Consider the following 20,452-nt stretch of genomic DNA (forward strand, 5'->3'; position numbering starts at 1 on the left):
GTCACTCTGCGTCGGCCGCATCCGGCACAGCGTCTGACTATGTCAGATAAACCTGCGTGGATAATCTCCGGTACCTTTTATCTACGGGCACGCTTGCCCTGTAATTCAGCGAGTATCATGATCATCACGGCCCGCCTTAATCGCTTTCGCAAAAGTCCCTGGGGATTAGCTCTTGTGCTGCCTGCGATACTGATGCCGTTCTCCACGCAGCTGTCGGTACGGCTGTGGATGCTGGATGGCTACGTTTATCTGATCTATCTGCCGCTGGCGATGATGATAGCGCTGCTGCTGGTCTATGACTGGAACGCTTTTCCGGGGATCGCGGTTGGGTTGGTTATTTACTATTTTAACCGTTACGCGCCTGTGTCCGCCGCCATCATCTGCGGCACCTGGATGCTGTCGCTGCTGAGCGGCTGGGCGGGGTATCGCCTCCAGGCGAAAAGGCGCTGGGGCGTCAGCTATGGCGAGCTGCGCCTGATGCCCAAAAGGCTAATCTGGCTGGTTATTTTTATCCCGACGCTGTTTGTATTTATGATGCAGATACTGGCGACGACCGGCGTAGTGCCGCTAAAAGGCTCGATTTTTTCCTGGGATCCGCTGTCGCTGCATACGCTTCTGAATTTTCAGTCCGTGCTGCTGGCCTGCGTCACTATGGTGCCGATCTGTTATCTGATTGTCCGTAGCCTGCGTAGCCCTCGCTATCTGCGCCGGGTCATTTTCCATCTTCGTCAGCAGTTCTCACCAGAGGTCAGCCGCACCGAATATATTGTCTGGGTATTTTTGCTAACGTTCCTGTTGACCATGCTGCTGCAGGTCGCCTCAAATCAGCAGAATCTGTTGACCACCGACTATGGCCTGCCGCTGATCCTGCCTCTGATGCTTTGGGCCGCGATGCGCTTCGGTTATCTGTTTACCAGCCTGGTGTGGGCGCTGCTGCTGATAGCGCTTTACCAGCTGCGCGATCGCTTTCTGCATCCTGATACCGGGCCTTATCAGCTGGCGGTAATTTCGGCTAACCTGCTGGTGTTCAGCCTGAGCCTGCTGCTGATGGCGGCCATCACCACGCGTCAGCGGCGCACGCTGGCCAGAACCAAAGCGGCGGCGCTCAACGATCCCGTCATGAACCTGCCTAACCTGCGCGCCCTGAGCATCGCGCTGGCGCAAAGCCCGGGCTCGACGCTCTGTTTTTTAACTATTCCCGAGCTGGATCGCCTGAGCCGGACATACGGCTTGCGGCTGCGGATTCACTACAAACGTAGTCTGGCCAACCATTTAAGACCAGAGCTTCAGCCCGGAGAAGATGTTTATCAGCTTCCCGGCTTCGATCTGGTGATACGGCTCGAGGGAACCAGTCAGCTGGCGCGGGTCGAAAATATTGCGGCAAGGCTGAAGGATTATTGCCTGAGCTGGGATGGCCTGCCGGTGCATCCCGGCATCGGCGTCAGCTACTGCAGCGTGTTGCCGCCGGTCAGCCACCTTTACGAGCTGCTGGGCGAGCTGAGCGGTATGGCGGAGCTTTCGCTGGCGAGCGGCATCACGGAAAATCTGCAGCAAAATGCCGCGCAGCCGGTACAGCACCGTATCGGTAAAAAGATTGCGTTGCTGAACGCTATCCAGCAGGCGCTGAAAGCGGACGGTTTTCAACTGATGGCGCAGCGCATCTGCGGCGTGCGCGGCGACGACTACCACTACGTCTGGCTGACTTTGGCGAGCGAAAGCGGCGAGCCCGTGCCGGATGAAGAGTTTTTCCCGGTAATTCATGAATTTGGCTTGTCCTGGGAGCTGGATAACTGGCGGCTTCGGCAGGCGCTGGCCTTTATCGACAGCCATCGCGCCGCGCTGCCGGGGATCAGAATTGCGCTCGATCTTTTTACCCTCAGCCTGTGCCGGCCTGGCCTGACGAAAGAAGTTCAGACGCTGCTGCGTGGCTACGGCGTTGAACCCTGGCAGCTGATTTTCTGCGTGGAAGAGTCGCCGATGCTGACGCCACAGAGCGGCGGCTATCGCGCCGTCAGCCAGCTGCGTAGCCTGGGCTGCCGCATCGCGATCGGCGATTTTGGCCACGGTTACGGCAGCTACGCGCTGTTAAAAGAGATCGAGGCGGACATGCTGCGGATCAACGGCGCTTTTGTCCGCAATATGTTTAACAACAGCCTTGACTACCAGATCATCGAATCGACCTGCGTTATCGCCCGACTGAAAAAAATGCAGATTGTGGCGGCGGAAGTGGAAACGCAGGAGGCGGACAGCCTGCTGCGTAAACTTGGCGTGGACTATCTACAGGGCGCGCTGTATGGCGAAGCGCGGCCGCTGCAGCTACTGGCGAAAGACAAGAAGGGCGCGCAGCAGACCTAAGGATAGCTGCTACTCTTTAACCCGCTCTTTCTGCGCCAGCAGCGTGGCGAAACGCAGCGAGATGCGGTTGCCATGCTCGTCCGTGCGGTGTAGCTGGCCGACATGCTCGTTATATTTCACGATGCGCCATTGCCGGTAGTATTCGCTCAGCTCGCCCGATTTAAAGGCAAAAGGGAACAGCGTGCAGGGATAGTCTTCCGTATCCATCGCCGAGACAATCAGGTTATAGCCGCCTCTCACCGTGCTGGCCTGCATATCGGCGATCAGCTGCGGAATGGCCTGCGGCTGCAGAAACATCATTACTACCGTAGAGAGCACCAGATCGTAAGCGCCGTTAAACCTCAGGTCGTTAAGGTCTTTCACCTCGGTTTGGATGCCGGACAGTTTTTCTTCCGTGATAATCTGTTCAAGGCGCGCCGGATTGCGATCCCAGGCGGTCACTTCAAAGCCTTTCAGATGCAGATAAAGCGAATTCCGACCGCTGCCGCAGCCCAAATCCAGCGCCCGTCCGCCGGGCGCCATCTGATTAACGGCCGCCACCACCTCGGAATGGGTGGCGGTCAGCTGATACTTCTCCGTGTAGTAGTCGTCGGGTTTGTGGTTCATTCTTCAGACTCTTTGATCGTCAACTGCCAGCCGGTCACCTCTTTCCAGTAGCTTTGCTCGCGCTCCAGATCGAGCTGGACCAGGTTGTTCTGGCTGAAATAGTCACGGGGGAAAGTCAGCGTCCAGTGTCCATCATCCGTTTCCAGCAGCAGAGAGTCGGGCGTCGAGGTGGCCTGACGCTGATTATTCAGCAGCGTGCCCAGCCGCAGCAGAAACACCAGCGGCAGAAACTGCTTTTTCTTGTACAGCGTCAGGCGCGGCAGCTCGTCCACCTTGACCGCTTTACGATGACACCGCACCAGCGTGGCCAGCAGCGTCTGCTGCTCCTGGTTAAAGCCAGGCAGATTGGTATTTTGCAAAATATAGGACGAATGGCGATGCATACCGCTGTGGTTGATGGTCAGACCGACCTCATGCAGCATCGCCGCCCACTTCAGCAGCGCGGCGAGCTGCGGATTCGCCTGCTTAGGATTCTGATCGCGCCACTGAACATAGAGCTTTTCGGTGGTGTCCAGTACGCGCCTGGCCTGATCGCTGTCGATAGCGTAGTGATTCGCCAGGCTCTGCGCGGTGCGGCTGCGGATATCCTGATGACGGAAGCGGCCTTCCATCTCATAGAGTACGCCTTCGCGCAGCGCGCCGTCGGAGAGGCGCAGCTCGCGGATCGCCAGCGCGTCAAATACGCCGCACAGGATCGCCAGACCCGGCACGAAGACCGCTTTTCGCTCTTCTGAAAGGCCAGGCAGGCTCAGGCTGTCGAAAGATTTATGCTTAACCACTTCGTCATAGAGCTTATCCAGCCGTTCGGGCGTGACCAGTTTGTCTTTCTCGCCCATCGCCTGCAGCACTTCCACCGTGGCTTTGATGGTGCCGGACGCGCCCAGCGCATACTGCCAGCCGTGCAGACGATACTGCCAGGAGAGCGTCTCCAGCTTCTGGGTCGCCGCCAGCCGCGCGCGGCGGAAGTTCTCTTTACTGATGGCGCCGCCGGGAAAATAGAGATTGGCGAAGCTGACGCAGCCCATGCGGCGACTTTCCACCAGCTTTGGCTCAAAATCTTCGCCGATCACCAGCTCGGTGGAGCCGCCGCCGATATCGATCACCAGCTTGCGGCCTTTTTCCGGCTGAGTATGCTCCACGCCCATAAAAATCAGGCGCGCCTCTTCCTGGCCGGAAATGACCTCAATCGGGTAGGGGATGACGTCGGCCGCGCGCTGAAGAAAATCTTCCGCGTTCACCGCCTGGCGCAGCGTGTGGGTGCCGACGATAGTGACGTTGGCCGCGCTGAAGCCCTGCAGGCGTTCGGCAAACAGCGCCAGGCAGCTCAGGCCGCGCTCTATCGCCTCTTCGGCCAGCACGTTGTTATGATCCAGCCCGTCAGCCAGATGCACGCGCTGTTTCAACCTGCCGAGCACCTGCATGGCGCCGTCCACCACGCGGGCAATCACCATATGAAAACTGTTCGAGCCCAAATCAATTGCGGCGAACTCCTGGGGTTTGGGCGTACTTTTCTGGGATATTGGCATAGTGAATTAGTCAGGTTGTTCCAGAGATTTAATGTAATCGTAAATAGCCAGCTGCGCGCGCACCTTGCGGCGATTGCCGCGCGGAACATAGCGATTGCTGAGCTCCTTGTCTACGAAGCGCGCCTTAAGCGTATCACTGAAGAGGATGCCGATAATATCCAGCACGCGCTGTTTCAGAATAGGGTCAAGGATGCAGCAGGCGACTTCGATACGATAATCGATATTGCGCGTCATCCAGTCGGCGGAAGAGAGAAACACTTTTTTGTCGCCGCCGTTATCAAAAATATAGACGCGATCGTGTTCCAGATAGCGGTCGACGATGCTGATTACGCGAATATTCTCGCTGATGCCTTCCAGATTGGGGATCAGCGAACACATACCGCGCACCAGCAGATTGACCTTCACGCCAACGCTGGAAGCGGTATAAAGGCGATCCACCAGGCCTTTATCCACCAGGTTGTTAATTTTCAGCGTGATGCCGGCCGGAACGCCTTTCTGCGCGTTGGCGATCTCGTTATCGATCAGCTGGTAAAGCATCTGCCGTGAATTCTGCGGCGATACCATCAGATGCTCGAAGCTTACCGGGCGATAGGGGTTTTCAATAAAGTTAAAGACGCGTCTGACCTCGTTGGTGATGCGTGCGTCCGCCGTCAGCAGCGAATAGTCGGTATAGATGCGCGCCGTTTTCTCGTTGAAGTTGCCGGTGCCGATATGGGCGTAGCGAACGATTTCGCCGTTTTCGCGTCGGGAGATTAAAAACAGCTTGGCGTGAATTTTCAGGCCGGGCGCGGAGAAAATCACGTGTACGCCCGCTTCGGTCAGGCGCTTCGCCCAGTGAATATTGGCCTCTTCATCGAAGCGCGCCTGCAGCTCCACCACCACGGTTACTTTCTTGCCGTTATAGGCCGCGTGGATCATCGCGTCGATAATGCGTGAATTCTTCGCCACGCGATAAATATTGATCTTTATTGCCAGCACGGATGGGTCGAACGAAGCCTGACGCAGCAGCTCCAGCACGTGCTCGAAAGTGTGGTAGGGATAGTAGAGCAGCACGTCGCGGTTGCGGATGGCGTCGAAGCCGTTGCGGAAGCGATCGAACCAGATATGGCGCAGCTGCGGCAGCGGTTTATTGACCAGGTTGGCCTTGCCGACGTTCGGAAAACCGATAAAGTCTTTGAAGTTGTGGTAGCGGCCGCCGGGCACGATGGAGTCATAGTTGCTGATATTGAGCTTTTTGCTGAGCATCTCCACCATCGCGTCGGGCATATCGCGCTGATAGACAAAGCGTACCGGTTCGGCGGTCAGACGCTGCTTCAGACTGGAAGACATCAGCTCCAGCAGGCTGGACTCCATTTCAGTGACCAGATCGTACTCCGCGTCGCGGGTCATCTTCATGGAATAGGCGTTCAGCGCGTCGTAATCAAAGAAGCCGCGAAAAATATCGCCCAGGCAGTAACGCAGAATATTATCAAGCAGGATCATCGGCTTGCGGCGGCGTGGCGTTTCCGGCGGCAGATTAACGAAACGCGGCACCTTATCGGAAGGGATCTCCAGCAGCGCATAGTCGATCTTTTCGCCGCGAATAATCTCCACCGCCAGGTAGGTATAGTCGTCTTTCAGGAACTCAATAAGGTCGGTGTCGGGATAAACCAGGATCGGCGTAATATGCTGGCGCAGCTCATGCTTAAAGTAGTGCCGCAGCCAGCTCTGCTGGTTGGGCGAGAGCTGACGCTCGTTAATCAGAAATATTTGGTTGCGCGCCATTTCCAGCAGCAGATCGTTGTAGAGGCCGTCGAACTCCTGATCGGCTTTCAGCACGCGCGCCTGAATTTTTTTTAACAGATGACGCGGCGTATCGGGCGAACCCTGTTCTTCCCCAATCAAAATGCGGCGTTTTAAATCCGCGAAGCGAACCTTGTAAAACTCCTCCAGATTATTGGAGTAGATCCCCAGGAACCGCATTCTCTCGATCAGGGGATTGCTTTTGTCCGCCGCTTCCTGCAAAACGCGCTCATTAAAGGATAACCAGCTTAATTCTTTCTCTATATAAAGCTTTTCCTGACCCATTTTTACTCCGTTCCACAGATCCTGTAAAAAACCAGGCATTGTCTCCAGGCATTATGACGAGAGTATGACAGCGCTGTCTATGGCGAATCCAGATTGTCTTATTAGCTACATACGGGCAACATAGGGCGCTTAAGCGCACCCTACAGCGAAGACTGGCATGAACCCAATTCCCATTCCTGCACATTATAACGATCGGCGGCGCCAGTTTATCGATCGCCTGACCCGACGTGTCGTAATGGCTTGCGGACTGGCTATTTTGCTGGTGATGCTGCTGCTGTTCGTCTGGCTAATCTGGGTGGTGGTGCCGCTGTTCTCTGCGCCAACCATCGACAGCGCTGGCCGTATCGCGCTGGATCAGGGCCAGCCTGCCGTAGCGATAGGGATGGACGCGCGGCAGAAATGGGGCTGGCGTATCGACGCGCAGGGCAGAGCGACGTTCGTGTCGCTGACGGCTCAGAGCCGTATACCGGCGCTCCAGCTGACGCAGGGCGCGTTCAGCGTCGCCGTGGATAACGACAGCGTGCTGCTGAAAAGCGCCGCCGGACTAACGCTGCTTCAGCCCGACTTTAGCGAACCGGAACCGCGCTGGAAATTTCCGCTGGGCGACCAGCCGCTGAGCAGCGTGCCGGACGCGACGGTTCTCGCGCTGGCCCATCCTGAAGCGCAGCGCTGGCTGGTTGCGCAAGCCAGCCCGCAGCAGCTTACCCTGCAACAGCTACGGCCGCAGCAGCCGCCGGTTAGCTTCAGCGTGGCGACGCCGGATATCAGCCAGCTGCTGATCGCGCCTGATGGTCAGCAGCTTTACGCCCTGGCGGGCAATATACTGCGCGTCTGGCGCATTACCGATAGCGGCCTGACGCTGCGTGAATCTCATACCTTTTTGCGTCAGCCGGAACGCATAGCGCTGCTCAGCGGCGGCAGTACGCTGCTGGTGGCAGATCGCGACGGCATAGCCCAATGGTTCGATATCGCCAGCGAAACCGGGCCGCATCTGCAACGGATTCGCCAGTTCAGCCAGGCGCGCAATGAAACTCTGCTGTTGACCGAGGCGCACCGGCGCGTTTTTGCCACCTTAAGCCAGACGGGCGAACTGAAACTGTTTGCCAGTAAACAGCAGGGCGCCGTGCTGAGCGACAGGCTTGACGGCGGCGTACTTAACGCGGCCTTCGCGCCGCGCGGCGACGGGCTGCTGGTGGAGCGGCAGGGCGGCTGGCAGCACTATCGCATCGCCAATCCGTGGCCCGATATCAGCTGGCAAAACCTGTGGCGCAAAGTCTGGTACGAACACTATCCCAAAGCGGACTATGTCTGGCAGTCCACCTCCGCCAACGACGACTATCAGGGCAAGTTCAGCCTGGTGCCGCTGGTGACCGGGACGCTGAAGGCAGCCGGGCTGGCGATGCTGTTCGCCACGCCGCTGGCGCTGGCCGCCGCGATGTATACCGCCTGGTTTATGGCGCCTGGCCTGCGCCGCTGGGTGAAGCCGACGATCGAAATGATGGGCGCGCTCCCTGGCGTGGTGATTGGGCTGATTGCCGGACTGTGGCTGGCGCCGCAGCTGGCGGACCGGCTGGCGGGCGTGCTGCTCTGGCCGCTGGCGCTGGCGGCGTCGCTGCTGCTCTGCGCCTGGGCTGCGCAAAGGCTGCCGGAAAGATGGCGTAGGCGGCTCTGCGACGAAGGGCGCGAAATCTGGATTCTGCTGCCGGTGCTGCTGCTGGTGACGCTGTGCTGTATCTGGCTGCTGCCGCTGCTGGAGCATCGCCTGTTTGGCGTTAACCTGGCGGCCAGCCTGTGCGGCGGCTACCAGCAGCGCAACCTGCTGATCGCCAGCGTGGCGATGGGCTTTGCGCTGGTGCCGCTGATCTTTACCCTGGCCGAAGACGCTATCTTCAGCGTGCCGCCTTCATTAGGGCAGGGCTCGCTGGCGCTGGGCGCGACCCAGTGGCAAACCCTGACCCGGGTAGTGCTGCCGGGCGCCTCCGCCGGGATTTTCGCCGCGCTGATGATCGGCTTTGGCCGGGCGATAGGAGAGACCATGATAGTGCTGATGGCGACGGGCAACACGCCGGTCACGGAAGGCGGGCTGCTGCAGGGCGTGCGTACGCTCTCTGCCAACGTGGCAATTGAGATGCCGGAAGCCGCCGCGAGCAGCGGTCATTACCGCGTGCTGTTTCTCAGCGCGCTGGTGCTGCTGGTCTTTACGCTGGTGGTAAACACGCTGGCGGAGCTGGTGCGTCAGCGGCTACGGCAGCGCTATGTTCAGGAGACGCAGGGATGAGCGCCGTTAACCGCAATCATCGCTGGCGATGGCTGACCGGCGGCGCCGTAGCGCTGAGCCTGCTGGCATTTCTGCTGCTAATCGCGCTGTTGGCCTGGTCGGGCGTGCGCTATTTCTGGCCGCAGCCGGTGACGCTGTTTACGCTCAATAACGGGCAGCAGATGCTGGGCGAACTAACCAGCTCGCAAAGCATTTCGCGCGAGCGCCTGCAGGCCAGCGGCGCGCCGTTGCCGGAGAAGCTGCCGGAGCAGGTCACGCGCTACCTGATTAAAACCGGCAATCGCGATTTCAGCGACAGCGATTTTCATAGCCTGCTCAGCAGCGATATCCGCGTGTCGGCGCGGCCCGGCGACGTTATCGCTCTGCAGCGTCGCGTAGGCGGCATGGCCTACGGCTGGTTTGAAGGATTGCGGGACAACGGCAGGCCGCTGGTCGCCGCCAACATGATGCGCGAGCTGCAGCTACGCATTAAAGAGACGCGCCAGCGTCAGCAGCGAGCGGAAAAGATTCGCCACGTGGCAATGGCGCAGCTGAATGGCGAAATGGAGCAGCTGGAGCACAGACGGCAGCGCCTGCAGCAGGAGCAGAGTTATACGCCGCAGGCGCAAAGCATCTGGCAGGCGGACAGCGCTGAAATCCAGCGACGGTTTCGCCAGCAGGCGCAGGAACTGGCCGGGCTGAGCAGGGAAAATGACGGCACCGAGCTGATCCTGCGCGATGTCGCCGGCGAGCGGCACGTTATACCGCTTACGCAGATCCTGGCGGCCTGGTATCCCAACGCTATGGGCTACGGTGAAAAATGGCATCATTTCGGCCAGCAGCTGTGGCGTTTCGTCAGCGGCGCTTCCGGCGGCAGCCTGGGTGAGGATGGCGTTTTCCCGGCGATCTTCGGCACGGTTTTGATGGTGCTGCTGATGTCGATCGTGGTGATGCCGCTTGGCGTCGTAGCCGCTATCTGGCTGCACGAGTATGCCGGGAACAGCCTGATGACGCGGCTGGTGCGCATTGCGGTGGTCAACCTGGCGGGCGTGCCCTCTATTGTTTATGGCGTGTTCGGCCTGGGCTTTTTTGTCTGGCTGGTTGGCGGCAGTCTGGACAAGCTGTTCTTCGCCCAGGCGCTGCCCGACCCAACATTCGGCACGCCGGGTCTGCTCTGGGCATCGCTGACGCTTGCTCTGCTGACGCTGCCCGTGGTGATTGTCGCGACCGAAGAAGGCCTGTCGCGCATTCCCCGGTCGCTGCGGCAGGGCTCGCTGGCGCTGGGCGCTACCCAGGCGGAGACGTTATGGCATGTAGTGCTGCCGCTCTCTGTTCCGGCGATGCTGACCGGTTTGATCCTCGCCGTGGCTCGCGCGGCAGGCGAAACTGCGCCGCTGATGCTGGTGGGCGTGGTGAAAATGGTGCCGGAGCTACCGGTGGATACGGTTTTCCCCTATCTGCATCTTGACCGCAAGTTTATGCATCTCGGTTTCCAGATTTACGATCTGGCTTTCCAGAACCCGCACGCGCAGGCGGACAGGCCGCTGGTGTTCGCCACGGCGCTGATGCTGGTGCTGATTATTCTGGCACTCAATCTGCTGGCAATGGTGCTGCGCCACCGGCTGCGCGAACGCTATCGCGCGCTGATTAATTAATGGAGAAAAGCCTGATGGCAAACGAGCAGGAAACCGCGCTTGAGGTGGATAATCTTTCACTGTGGTACGGCGAAAAACAGGCGCTGAATGCCATTAAGCTGCAGGTGCCGAAAAACCGCGTCACCGCGCTGATTGGCCCTTCCGGCTGTGGCAAATCGACGCTGCTGCGCTGCTTTAACCGCATGAACGACCTGATTGTCGGCTGCCGGGTAGCCGGCGATATTCGCCTGCATCAGCAGTCGATCCTGGGCGGCAACGAAGATTTGGCGGCGCTGCGCCGCAGGATCGGCATGGTGTTTCAGCGGCCTAATCCTTTCCCCAAAACGATTTATGAAAACGTGGTTTACGGTCTGCGCCTGCAGGGCGTGCGCGACAGGCGAGTACTGGACGAAGCGGTAGAAAGCGCGCTGCGCGCGGCGGCGCTCTGGCCGGAGGTGAAAAACAATCTCTGGCAGAATGCCTTAACGCTCTCCAGCGGCCAGCAACAGCGGCTGGTGATCGCCAGAGCTATCGCCATTGAGCCGGAAATTCTGCTGCTGGATGAACCCACTTCGGCGCTGGATCCTATTTCCACACTGGTTATCGAAGAGCTGATGAGCACGCTGAAGCAGCATTTCACGCTGGTGCTGGTCACGCACAATATGCAGCAGGCCGCGCGCGTTTCCGACTATACCGCGTTTATGCATCACGGCAGCGTGGTGGAGTTTGACGAAACGGACAGGATCTTTACCGCGCCGCGCCAGCGCCGCACCGAAGACTATATCACCGGGCGTTATGGCTGATTAAAAAGGGAATCAGCGATTTTAGTTTATGAATCTGGATGTAAGAAATCAGATAAGAAGGCTACCTGTTCAGAATGGCGCGGCGGCAAGATGCCTTATTGCTTCTTGCCTGTAAAACGTTTAGTTAACCACACTCCCTGCAGGACAAACCCTGAAACGCTGAGGGCAGGATGAAAAAGCCAGGCAGATAACATGCTATTAGCAACAAGCCCCTGTGCCAGCACAGGGGAAAATAATCAGAACTCACGCTTAGCTATAATGTAGCCATTATATCTGATATTGCACTCATAATCACTGGCGATAGCTGATACCAGAAATACATTTTCTTTCTCCTGCTTGTTTTTGAATGTAAATTTTATTATCAGGTTTCTTGGATTGTCATCTGCATATATCTCTTTGTATTCATTTAAAGGCAAAGAGCCATCCTCATCGTAACTTACCTTTGCATAATAAGTGGATAAGATATCGGTTACAGGCTCGTTAAAGAGTAATTCAGTGGTCGTTTCTTTTTCAACTATACTTTTAGGGTCAATATGCATAGCATCACGCATTTGATCTATCATCTCCATCCCCGTGCTGGATAGGGGAGATTTACAATTGTTATCGATTACCTGTGCTGCACCAGAAAAGCTGCTAAAAACCAATAAAATCATCAGGAGGTATTTCATTCTACAATTATCTCCCTGTCTTTAGAGTTCCATATCTGCCTGCGCAATACTTGATCCAGTATAATGCAACCATTAGAAGCCGTGCCGGGATCTTTTATGCTGTCGCCATGTATTAAAAAACCATCGCGTCCACACATGTGATTACTCTTATCGGGTTCCAGCCGCAGCGTAAACGGGCCACCCTTTTTATGCCTGAACGGAATGCCTGTAATTCTGTACTTTCCTCTGGGCAATGGGCCTTTATCGCGAATGCATTCATACTCGGGATTATCTTTATAGCCAGGCGCGCCAGCGTAGCGCGCGCTGAACCTGTATTCGCCGTTATGCTTAAAAGTTTTGAGCATTACATTATAAATCCATGCCATTGTTTCTCTCCTTGTTAAACTTTAATAGCACGATTACTTAAGGTGATTTTTTTAAGTATGGCTATAGCAGCAAGGAAAAATTAAATAAAACGCTGATTAAAATCAAAAGAAGGTCATTTTTGGCGAGAGCTGGCACGATTTTTATCTGAGGCAGTTTTTGACAAGCGCCGCTATCAGAGAGGCTACCGATCAATCCCGTTATTTGAAGGCGGGCTTAATGTAAATTAAACATAACAGCCCGGCATAGTAGATTGGCTCTATGCCGGGCTGTGGCAGAATTTCAGAGTTTATTATCAGGTTTCGTATAGCGATGATTTATCGCTGTACTCGCTTCGGGCAGAACAAAATTTCACCGTAACGAACCGGAGCCGTTCCTGCTCAGCCGTGCGCTTCAACCCCAGGCGTAACCTTCCGGCGGCAGACGTTCGCCGTCCAGCCAGGCCGCGCCATCCTGCATCTTCAGGCGGCCATCCACAAACCAGCCCGCCACCAGCGGATAGATGGCGTGCTCCTGGTGCTGCACGCGAGCCGTGACCTCTTCTTCCGTATCGCCTGCAAACACGGGAACTTTCGCCTGTAAGATCACCGGGCCGCCATCCAGCTCTTCCGTCACGAAATGCACGGAGGTGCCGTGCTCTTCGTCGCCGTTTGCAATCGCTTGGCGATGCGTGTGCAGGCCCGGATACTTTGGCAGCAGGGAAGGGTGGATATTCAGCATACGTCCGGCATAGCGCGCGACAAAAGCGGCGCTGAGAATACGCATATAGCCAGCCAGAATCACCAGATCCGGCGCGTAAGCGTCAATCTCCAGCATCAGCTGGCGGTCAAAGGCTTCCCGGTCGGCAAACTGGTCGGCGGCTAAAGCGTGCGCCGGAACGCCGGCCTCACGCGCTCGCGTCAGGCCATAAGCTTCGGCTTTGTTGCTGAACACGGCAGCGACGCTGCCGTGAATTCGTCCCTGCCGGCAGGCATCGAGAATGGCCTGGAGATTGCTTCCCTGGCCGGATACCAGCACGACAATCCGCTTCATGCGTTGATAACCACGCGCTCGTCGGAGTCGGACGCTTTGATCACGCCGATTTTCCAGGCTTTTTCGCCCGCTGCGGTCATCAGTTCAACCGCTTTGTCCGCTTCGCTCGCGTCCAGCGCGATCACCATGCCGACGCCGCAGTTAAAGGTGCGGTACATCTCAAAGCGGCTGACGTTGCCCGCTTCCTGCATCCAGCCGAAGACGGCTGGCCACTGCCAGCTCGACTCTTCCAGCACCGCCTGGGTGTTGTCCGGCAGCACGCGCGGAATATTCTCCCAGAAGCCGCCGCCGGTGAGGTGGGCGATGGCGTGCACGTCAACCTGCTCAATCAGGCTGAGGATGTTTTTAACGTAAATGCGGGTTGGTTCCAGCAGATGATCGGCCAGCGGCTTGCCCTCAAGCTGCGTGGTTTCCGGATTGGTCTTGCTGAACTCAAGAATTTTGCGTACCAGCGAGTAGCCGTTGGAGTGCGGGCCGCTGGAGCCCAGCGCGATCAGCACGTCGCCGTCTTTGACTTTGCTGCCGTCAATAATCTCTGCTTTTTCCACCACGCCGACGCAGAAACCCGCCACGTCGTAATCTTCGCCGTGATACATGCCCGGCATTTCAGCCGTTTCGCCGCCAACCAGCGCACAGCCGGACTGCGAGCAACCTTCCGCGATACCGGTAATCACGCTGGCTGCCGTGTCCACATCCAGCTTGCCGGTAGCGTAGTAATCGAGGAAGAACAGCGGCTCGGCGCCCTGTACCACCAGATCGTTAACGCACATTGCCACCAGATCGATGCCGATAGCATCGTGGCGTTTCAGATCCATTGCCAGACGCAGCTTGGTGCCGACGCCGTCAGTGCCCGAAACCAGAACCGGTTCACGGTATTTTTGCGGCAGCGCACAAAGCGCGCCGAAACCGCCCAGTCCGCCCATTACTTCCGGACGGCGAGTCTTTTTCACTACGCCTTTGATACGGTCGACTAAAGCGTTACCGGCATCAATATCTACGCCGGCGTCTTTATAGCTGAGAGAGGTTTTGTCGGTCACTGCGAAATCCCCACGCGGTTTGCGGTTGGTGGTTGGTATAGAGCGCGGCAATTCTAACAGCGCAGGCAAACGTTTGCGAGCCTCATCTTCGGCGGGCGTTGCGTATAGCTGAATTTTAGCCAATCCTTATCGGAAGAAGGGATCTGGCGGAAGTCAGATTAAGTAATAGGTACTGGCCGCTAAATGGCGCTATAATCTCGCGATTTTTTTTTGCAGCCATACACTCCGGGAGTAAAACAATGAAGATCGTGGAAGTCAAACACCCGCTGGTCAAACATAAACTGGGCCTGATGCGTGAACAGGACGTGAGCACCAAACGCTTTCGTGAACTCGCCTCGGAGGTAGGAAGTCTGCTGACTTATGAAGCCACATCGGATTTAGAAACGGAAAGGGTCACCATCGAAGGCTGGAACGGCCCGGTGGAAATCGACCAGATCAAAGGGAAAAAAATCACCGTTGTGCCGATTCTGCGTGCAGGTTTGGGCATGATGGAAGGCGTGCTGGAGCATGTGCCAAGCGCGCGCATCAGCGTGGTAGGCGTCTATCGCGACGAAGAGACGTTAGAACCGGTGCCTTATTTCCAGAAGCTGGTTTCCAATATCGAAGAGCGCATGGCGCTGGTGGTCGATCCTATGCTGGCGACCGGCGGCTCAATGATCGCCACGATCGATCTGCTGAAAAAAGCGGGCTGCAGCAGCATTAAAGTGCTGGTGCTGGTGGCTGCGCCGGAAGGCATCGCGGCGCTGGAGAAAGCGCATCCGGACGTCGAACTCTACACCGCTTCCGTCGATCAGGGACTGAACGAGAAAGGCTATATCATTCCCGGCCTGGGCGATGCGGGCGATAAGATTTTCGGAACAAAATAACGGATAGCCACCAAGCCGACCAGAGAGTCGGTTTTTTATTGCGTTAAATAAGGGGTAATTCATCATGACGCGTCGCGCTATAGGCGTAAGCGAGCGGCCGCCGCTGCTGCAGACTATTCCACTCAGCTTTCAGCATCTGTTCGCCATGTTCGGCGCGACGGTGCTGGTGCCGATCCTGTTTCATATCAACCCGGCTACCGTATTGCTGTTCAACGGCATCGGCACGCTGCTTTATCTCTTTATCTGTAAAGGTAAAATTCCGGCCTATCTGGGATCGAGTTTCGCTTTTATTTCCCCGGTTCTGCTGCTGCTGCCGTTGGGCTATGAGGTCGCGCTGGGCGGCTTTATCCTGTGCGGCGTTCTGTTTTGTCTGGTGGCGCTGATTGTGAAAAAAGCGGGTACCGGCTGGCTGGACGTGATGTTTCCTCCGGCCGCGATGGGCGCTATCGTGGCGGTTATCGGTCTGGAGCTGGCCGGTGTGGCGGCGAATATGGCCGGCCTGCTGCCCGCCAACGGCGCAGCGGCCGACGGCAAAACTATCCTGATCTCTATGGTGACGCTGGCGGTTACCGTGTTCGGTTCGGTGCTGTTTCGCGGCTTCCTGGCGATTATCCCTATCCTGATTGGCGTGCTGGTCGGCTATGCGCTCTCTTATTTTATGGGCATTGTCGACTGGTCTTCCGTGGAAGCGGCACCGTGGTTTGCGCTGCCAACCTTCTATACGCCGCGCTTTGAGTGGGCGGCGATGCTGACCATACTGCCTGCAGCGCTGGTGGTTATCGCAGAGCACGTCGGGCATCTGGTAGTGACGGCGAACATCGTAAAAAAAGATTTGCTGAAGGATCCGGGCCTGCATCGTTCCATGTTCGCCAACGGTATCTCGACGGTATTCTCCGGGCTGTTCGGCTCTACACCTAACACCACCTACGGCGAAAACATTGGCGTGATGGCGATTACTCGCGTGTATAGCACCTGGGTTATTGGCGGCGCGGCGATTCTGGCGATCCTGCTCTCCTGCATCGGCAAGCTGGCCGCTGCGATTCAGGCCGTACCGGTACCGGTAATGGGCGGCGTATCGCTGCTGCTGTACGGCGTGATCGGCGCTTCCGGTATTCGCGTGCTGATCGAATCGAAAGTGGATTACAACAAGGCGCAGAATTTGATCCTGACCTCGGTGATATTAATTATCGGCGTCAGCGGCGCTACGGTGCATATCGGCGCGGCGGAGCTGAAGGGCATGGCGCTGGCGACTATCGTCGGCATCGCCCTGAGCCTGATCTTTAAAGTCATCACGCTGATCCGTCCGGAAGAGGTGATTCTGGATCCGCAGGATCGCGATTAACCGTTGTGACGGGCAGCGGCGCTGCCCGTTTCATAATCCTTAAAGATCTGTGATAAACTTCCGCCGGATTTCGACCCATTACTGAGGTGCTTCTGAACACGCCGGCACAGCTCTCACTGCCACTCTATTTGCCCGACGATGAAACCTTCGCCAGCTTCTGGCCAGGGGAAAATCCGTCGCTGATCGCCGCGCTGCAGAGCGCGCTGCAGCAGGAGCACGGCAGCTATCTCTATTTCTGGTCGCGGGAAGGCGGCGGACGCAGCCATTTGCTGCATGCCGCCTGCGCGGAGCTTTCCGCGCGCGGCGAAGCTGTCGGCTACGTGCCGCTTGATAAACGCACCTGGTTCGTACCGGAAGTGCTGGACGGCATGGAGCAGCTGGCGCTGATCTGCATCGACAATATTGAATGCATCGCCGGCGACGAACCCTGGGAAATGGCGATTTTCGATCTCTATAACCGCATTCTGGAAACGGGCCGCACTAAACTGCTGATCACCGGCGATCGACCGCCGCGCCAGCTTAATCTGAAGCTGCCGGATCTTGCCTCGCGGCTTGACTGGGGACAAATTTACCGCCTGCAGCCGCTTTCGGATGAAGACAAGCTGCAGGCACTGCAGCTGCGGGCGCGCCTGCGCGGCTTTGAGCTTCCGGAAGATGTCGGACGCTTTCTGCTGAAAAGGCTGGATCGCGAAATGCGCACGCTGTTTATGACGCTGGACAAGCTGGATCGCGCCTCGATCAGCGCCCAGCGCAAGCTGACCATTCCTTTTGTGAAAGAGGCGCTGGGGCTTTAAAGGATCGCCAGCACCTGTTCCGGCGGCCTGCCCAGCCGGGCTTTGCCGTTGGCCACCACTATCGGGCGCTCGATTAGCTCAGGATGAGCGACCATCGCGGCCAGCAACTCTTCCTCGCCAACCGCTTTATCGCCCAGTTTCAGCGTGCGGTACGTCTCTTCTTTAGTACGCATCAGCTCGCGGGCAGAGCTGAAGCCCGCCTGCAGCAGCAGGGTTTTCAGCGTGGCGATATTGGGCGGCGTATCCAGATAGCGCACCACTTCCGGCTCAATGCCTCTGCTCTGGAGCAGGGCCAGCGTTTCGCGGCTCTTTGAACAGCGGGGATTGTGATAAATCTGTACGCTTGACATAAAATTCCTATCTTTTCTGATACTGACGAAAACGCTGCTGCAGATAGCGCAGCTGATCGATGCGGGCATCATAGCGGGCCTGCTTAAGACTGCCCAGCGGTACCGCCGCGCTGGCGCTGCTTAAACTGCGGATCGCCTGATCCAGCTGGCCGTTGAGCGCCAGACTTTCCGCCCGCGCGGCTTCTTCCTCATCCGTCAGGCCCTGATCGGCAGAAGCCTGCGCCAACAGATCCCAGCCGTTGGGATCGTTTTTATGCGCCCAGGTATAGCGATAGAGGATCTTGCTGGCGCTGGCTGGCTGCTTCGCTTCCACATAAGCATTGGCAAGATTGAGCTGAATCACCGGGCTGGCTTTCGCCTTGCTGCCCTCAAGCAGGGCGATGGCGCGAGCGGGCTGCTTCAGGCCGATATCGATATCGGTCATAATATCCAGATACCAGACGTTGTCCGGCTGGGCGGCCAGCAGCGGCGCGATGATTTTGCGCGCGTTGTCGTAACTCTTCGCCTGCAGAAACTGCACGGCCTTGCCGTACTGCGCGGCGGTTTGCTCGCGGGCATTGCCTTTGCTCAGCGTCTCCAACAAATCGTCGTTAAGCTGATTTTTGCCCGTAGCGTACATGCCCAGCACGCGCACTTTCGCCATATAGAAATCCTGCGATGACTGCACCACCATCGGCTTCATCTGATTGGCGCGGTTGCGGGCGTCGGCAAGGCGGCTGTCGGGCAGCGGGTGAGTCAGCAGGATTTCCGGCGGCTTAGAGGCAAAGCGGGACTGATCCGCAAGCTTCTGCAAAAAGTTGGGCATCGCCTGGGGATCAAACCCCGCGCGCTGCAAAACCTGAATGCCGATGCGATCCGCTTCCTGCTCGTTCTGCTGGGTAAAGCTGATGACGCCCTGCTGCGCGCCGGCCAGCGTGCCGCTCAGCGCCGCCATGCCCGCCTGGGGACTGGCCATCGCCAGCAGAATAGAGCCCAGCGCGCCAACCCATGTCAGCGGCGCATTACGCTGCTGCTCTTCCATCGCGCGTGCCAGATGGCGCTGCGTAACGTGGGAGATTTCATGCGCCAGCACCGAAGCCAGCTGGCTTTCGTTTTCGGTGTAGCGGAACAGGGCGGAGTGCAGCACCACGTTGCCGCCGAAAAAGGCGAAGGCGTTCAGCTCGTCGTTGCTCACCAGGAAAAACTGGAAAGGCGTCTTGACCGACCAGGCGTGCGCCACCAGCCGCTGCCCCAGCTGGTTGATATAGTCGTTTAGCAGCGGATCGTTGATCAGCGGCGCGCTGGCCCGCAGCTGGCGGACATAGAAGTCGCCCATTGCCAGCTCCTGATTAACGGAAAGCGTATTGCCCGCGGTTGTCCCGATATCCGGCAGGTTATCGGTGATATCCGCTCTGACAGGCGACGAGGCCATCGCGGGCAGCAGGATTAGCGAAGCCAGCGCGCACTTTTTTAATCGATTAATCATGCAAAATCCTGGTCTGATAATATCTTCGTTTCGCCGACAGGCACGCTGAGCGAGCCTGGCTTTTTCTACGGCTATCTTAACCACAGGCGATAAGGAAGGAAACGATCGTGGCGGCGATTAAGTGCAACAACAAACGAACGTCGTTAAAAATGGATAGAAAAAATTGAATATTCATGCGGCGCAGCAACCGGGATTTTATCTTTGCAAAGGTAAATTCAGGTAAATATGCTCAATAAAATTGAATGTGGCACGAGTTTTGATTCAGTTTACTCTTAAAAATGGCCTTATCTCGCTTCAGGTCGTCCGGTTTATTTTGCTCACGGCAGGCGGGTTTTTTAAAAATCCCGTTCCGCTATAAAACAGAATTTCTTCGCCACCGTTAAAAAAAAGCCTTTTATAAAGCTGTTGGGGTTAACAAGCCATGCTGAAAATTATTAAATAAGCTGGCCTCTTTTTAATTGCGGGGTTTATTTTATTTTTTAGTCGACGAGAGAAAAAAAGCACTGCTGTCAGCGCCACAATTATAAAAACGGATTATCGCTTATTTACAGCATGAAATAATTTATTCACTCTGTATTACAGCTTATCGCGATGACTTTTATTATCCCTTTTCCGTTCTGTTACGCTTTTTGGAGAGCATCCTATGCGTCCTGTTGTGTCCTACGTCCTTATCGCCGCCGTGGCGGGTTTTGTCGGCGCCAGCGTCTCTTCCGCGCCGGCGATCGCGGATAAAATCAGCCAGCACTTCGGCAGCCAGCAAAACGATCCCGACGGATTCTGGACCACGCCCGCTATCGACGGCTACGGTAAAATTCATTTTGAACCCGATGCGGCTTATAAACCGGCGGCTGGCGACAGCAATAAAGTAGTCTTTCAGATCACCAAAGCGGAAAACGGCCCTAAAGTGCCCAATCTTGGACTGGAGCGCGTCGCCCGCGTGGTCAATCTCTATATCGCTTCCGGCGTACCGCAGGAGCAGCTTAAATTTGTCGTTTCGGTCACCGGCGACGGCACGCCAGCGATGCTGAACAACGCGGAGTATAAAAAAATCTTCGGCGTGGATAATCCTAACCTGAAGCTGATTAATGAACTGCGCGCCAAAGGCGTGGACGTTTCCGTTTGCGATCAGTCGGTGGCCTTCCACCATTTTCAGCATGACTGGATCGACAACTCCGTCACTCATGCGCTCTCCAGCCCGACCACCGTCGCCACGCTCGAAAACCAGGGCTACGCCTTTCTCGCCATGTAACTGTTTTTGTCCCGCGCCGCTTTTGTCGCGGGACGCCT

17 protein-coding genes are annotated in these 20,452 nt (G+C 56.9%); 8 read left to right on the plus strand and 9 right to left on the minus strand.

Annotation, left to right across the window (positions count from 1 at the left end; translation table 11 throughout):
• The first annotated feature begins 174 nt into the window (after nt 1-174).
• Nucleotides 175-2,355 carry a sensor domain-containing phosphodiesterase gene (locus MKZ79_RS18690; protein ID WP_336144145.1) on the plus strand — a complete coding sequence of 727 codons (2,181 nt, stop codon included), beginning with the start codon at nt 175-177 and terminating at the stop codon, nt 2,353-2,355.
• Nucleotides 2,356-2,364: 9 nt separating this feature from the next.
• Here the strand turns inward: MKZ79_RS18690 and tehB are convergent, their stop codons facing one another.
• The 3 genes from tehB to ppk1 are packed head-to-tail and all read right to left on the minus strand — an operon-like array spanning nt 2,365 to nt 6,554.
• A complete protein-coding gene (tehB, locus tag MKZ79_RS18695) occupies nt 2,365-2,961 on the minus strand; it encodes a tellurite resistance methyltransferase TehB (RefSeq protein WP_336144146.1) in 597 nt (198 codons plus the stop codon).
• Complete coding sequence (gene ppx, locus MKZ79_RS18700) at nt 2,958-4,487, minus strand: exopolyphosphatase (RefSeq protein WP_336144147.1); 1,530 nt, start codon at nt 4,485-4,487, stop codon at nt 2,958-2,960. Before ppx ends, tehB begins: the two co-directional genes overlap by 4 nt.
• A gap of 6 nt (nt 4,488-4,493) precedes the next feature.
• Nucleotides 4,494-6,554, minus strand: coding sequence for a polyphosphate kinase 1 (ppk1, locus tag MKZ79_RS18705; RefSeq protein WP_336144148.1), 2,061 nt, complete (start codon nt 6,552-6,554; stop codon nt 4,494-4,496).
• A 157-nt stretch (nt 6,555-6,711) separates the two neighbouring features.
• Here ppk1 and MKZ79_RS18710 point away from each other — a divergent pair, with 157 nt between their 5' ends.
• The 3 genes from MKZ79_RS18710 to pstB are packed head-to-tail and all read left to right on the plus strand — an operon-like array spanning nt 6,712 to nt 11,248.
• Nucleotides 6,712-8,832, plus strand: coding sequence for an ABC transporter permease subunit (locus tag MKZ79_RS18710; RefSeq protein ID WP_336144149.1), 2,121 nt, complete (start codon nt 6,712-6,714; stop codon nt 8,830-8,832).
• Nucleotides 8,829-10,466 carry a phosphate ABC transporter permease PstA gene (pstA, locus tag MKZ79_RS18715; RefSeq protein ID WP_336144150.1) on the plus strand — a complete coding sequence of 546 codons (1,638 nt, stop codon included), beginning with the start codon at nt 8,829-8,831 and terminating at the stop codon, nt 10,464-10,466. The genes MKZ79_RS18710 and pstA overlap by 4 nt, the downstream gene beginning before the upstream one ends.
• A 14-nt stretch (nt 10,467-10,480) precedes the next feature.
• Complete coding sequence (gene pstB / locus MKZ79_RS18720; protein ID WP_336144151.1) at nt 10,481-11,248, plus strand: phosphate ABC transporter ATP-binding protein PstB; 768 nt, start codon at nt 10,481-10,483, stop codon at nt 11,246-11,248.
• A 236-nt stretch (nt 11,249-11,484) separates the two neighbouring features.
• Here the strand turns inward: pstB and MKZ79_RS18725 are convergent, their stop codons facing one another.
• The 4 genes from MKZ79_RS18725 to purM form a co-directional block, all read right to left on the minus strand.
• On the minus strand, nt 11,485-11,916 hold the full coding sequence (locus MKZ79_RS18725; RefSeq protein WP_336144152.1) for a hypothetical protein: 432 nt from the start codon (nt 11,914-11,916) through the stop codon (nt 11,485-11,487).
• The gene (locus MKZ79_RS18730) at nt 11,913-12,281 is read right to left on the minus strand and encodes a tlde1 domain-containing protein (protein ID WP_336144153.1); all 369 of its coding nucleotides are present in this window, start codon (nt 12,279-12,281) and stop codon (nt 11,913-11,915) included. The genes MKZ79_RS18725 and MKZ79_RS18730 overlap by 4 nt, the downstream gene beginning before the upstream one ends.
• A gap of 391 nt (nt 12,282-12,672) precedes the next feature.
• Entirely contained in the window at nt 12,673-13,311 is a 639-nt protein-coding gene (gene purN / locus MKZ79_RS18735; protein WP_336144154.1) for a phosphoribosylglycinamide formyltransferase, read from the minus strand.
• A complete protein-coding gene (purM, locus tag MKZ79_RS18740; RefSeq protein WP_336144155.1) occupies nt 13,308-14,348 on the minus strand; it encodes a phosphoribosylformylglycinamidine cyclo-ligase in 1,041 nt (346 codons plus the stop codon). The genes purN and purM overlap by 4 nt, the downstream gene beginning before the upstream one ends.
• Before the next feature lie 239 nt (nt 14,349-14,587).
• Between purM and upp the strand changes: the two genes are divergently transcribed.
• The 3 genes from upp (at nt 14,588) to hda (ending at nt 17,350) form a co-directional block, all read left to right on the plus strand.
• On the plus strand, nt 14,588-15,214 hold the full coding sequence (upp, locus tag MKZ79_RS18745) for a uracil phosphoribosyltransferase (protein WP_336144156.1): 627 nt from the start codon (nt 14,588-14,590) through the stop codon (nt 15,212-15,214).
• 64 nt (nt 15,215-15,278) lie between these two features.
• Nucleotides 15,279-16,556, plus strand: a complete 1,278-nt coding sequence (gene uraA, locus MKZ79_RS18750) for a uracil permease (RefSeq protein ID WP_336144157.1) — start codon at nt 15,279-15,281, stop codon at nt 16,554-16,556.
• A gap of 92 nt (nt 16,557-16,648) precedes the next feature.
• Nucleotides 16,649-17,350, plus strand: a complete 702-nt coding sequence (gene hda, locus MKZ79_RS18755; RefSeq protein ID WP_336144209.1) for a DnaA inactivator Hda — start codon at nt 16,649-16,651, stop codon at nt 17,348-17,350.
• Here the strand turns inward: hda and arsC are convergent.
• On the minus strand, nt 17,347-17,700 hold the full coding sequence (arsC, locus tag MKZ79_RS18760; RefSeq protein ID WP_336144158.1) for an arsenate reductase (glutaredoxin): 354 nt from the start codon (nt 17,698-17,700) through the stop codon (nt 17,347-17,349). The genes hda and arsC overlap by 4 nt on opposite strands.
• A gap of 7 nt (nt 17,701-17,707) precedes the next feature.
• The gene (locus MKZ79_RS18765) at nt 17,708-19,165 is read right to left on the minus strand and encodes a beta-barrel assembly-enhancing protease (protein ID WP_336144159.1); all 1,458 of its coding nucleotides are present in this window, start codon (nt 19,163-19,165) and stop codon (nt 17,708-17,710) included.
• A gap of 643 nt (nt 19,166-19,808) precedes the next feature.
• Between MKZ79_RS18765 and MKZ79_RS18770 the strand changes: the two genes are divergently transcribed.
• Nucleotides 19,809-20,414: a DsrE family protein gene (locus tag MKZ79_RS18770; protein WP_336144160.1), complete on the plus strand. Its 606-nt coding sequence runs from the start codon at nt 19,809-19,811 to the stop codon at nt 20,412-20,414.
• Nucleotides 20,415-20,452 lie beyond the last annotated feature (38 nt).

Origin of the sequence: Erwinia sp. CGal63, from assembly GCF_037026505.1 — a bacterium.
Lineage (GTDB): Bacteria > Pseudomonadota > Gammaproteobacteria > Enterobacterales > Enterobacteriaceae > Erwinia.

Coding starts and splice junctions, on each gene's coding strand:
- ppx (WP_336144147.1), bottom strand. CDS start 4,487: ATGCCAATATCCCAGAAAAGTACGCCCAAACCCCAGGAGTTCGCCGCA.
- upp (WP_336144156.1), top strand. CDS start 14,588: ATGAAGATCGTGGAAGTCAAACACCCGCTGGTCAAACATAAACTGGGC.
- pstB (WP_336144151.1), top strand. CDS start 10,481: ATGGCAAACGAGCAGGAAACCGCGCTTGAGGTGGATAATCTTTCACTG.
- tehB (WP_336144146.1), bottom strand. CDS start 2,961: ATGAACCACAAACCCGACGACTACTACACGGAGAAGTATCAGCTGACC.
- MKZ79_RS18770 (WP_336144160.1), top strand. CDS start 19,809: ATGCGTCCTGTTGTGTCCTACGTCCTTATCGCCGCCGTGGCGGGTTTT.
- uraA (WP_336144157.1), top strand. CDS start 15,279: ATGACGCGTCGCGCTATAGGCGTAAGCGAGCGGCCGCCGCTGCTGCAG.
- purN (WP_336144154.1), bottom strand. CDS start 13,311: ATGAAGCGGATTGTCGTGCTGGTATCCGGCCAGGGAAGCAATCTCCAG.
- ppk1 (WP_336144148.1), bottom strand. CDS start 6,554: ATGGGTCAGGAAAAGCTTTATATAGAGAAAGAATTAAGCTGGTTATCC.
- MKZ79_RS18765 (WP_336144159.1), bottom strand. CDS start 19,165: ATGATTAATCGATTAAAAAAGTGCGCGCTGGCTTCGCTAATCCTGCTG.
- arsC (WP_336144158.1), bottom strand. CDS start 17,700: ATGTCAAGCGTACAGATTTATCACAATCCCCGCTGTTCAAAGAGCCGC.
- MKZ79_RS18710 (WP_336144149.1), top strand. CDS start 6,712: ATGAACCCAATTCCCATTCCTGCACATTATAACGATCGGCGGCGCCAG.
- MKZ79_RS18730 (WP_336144153.1), bottom strand. CDS start 12,281: ATGGCATGGATTTATAATGTAATGCTCAAAACTTTTAAGCATAACGGC.
- pstA (WP_336144150.1), top strand. CDS start 8,829: ATGAGCGCCGTTAACCGCAATCATCGCTGGCGATGGCTGACCGGCGGC.
- MKZ79_RS18725 (WP_336144152.1), bottom strand. CDS start 11,916: ATGAAATACCTCCTGATGATTTTATTGGTTTTTAGCAGCTTTTCTGGT.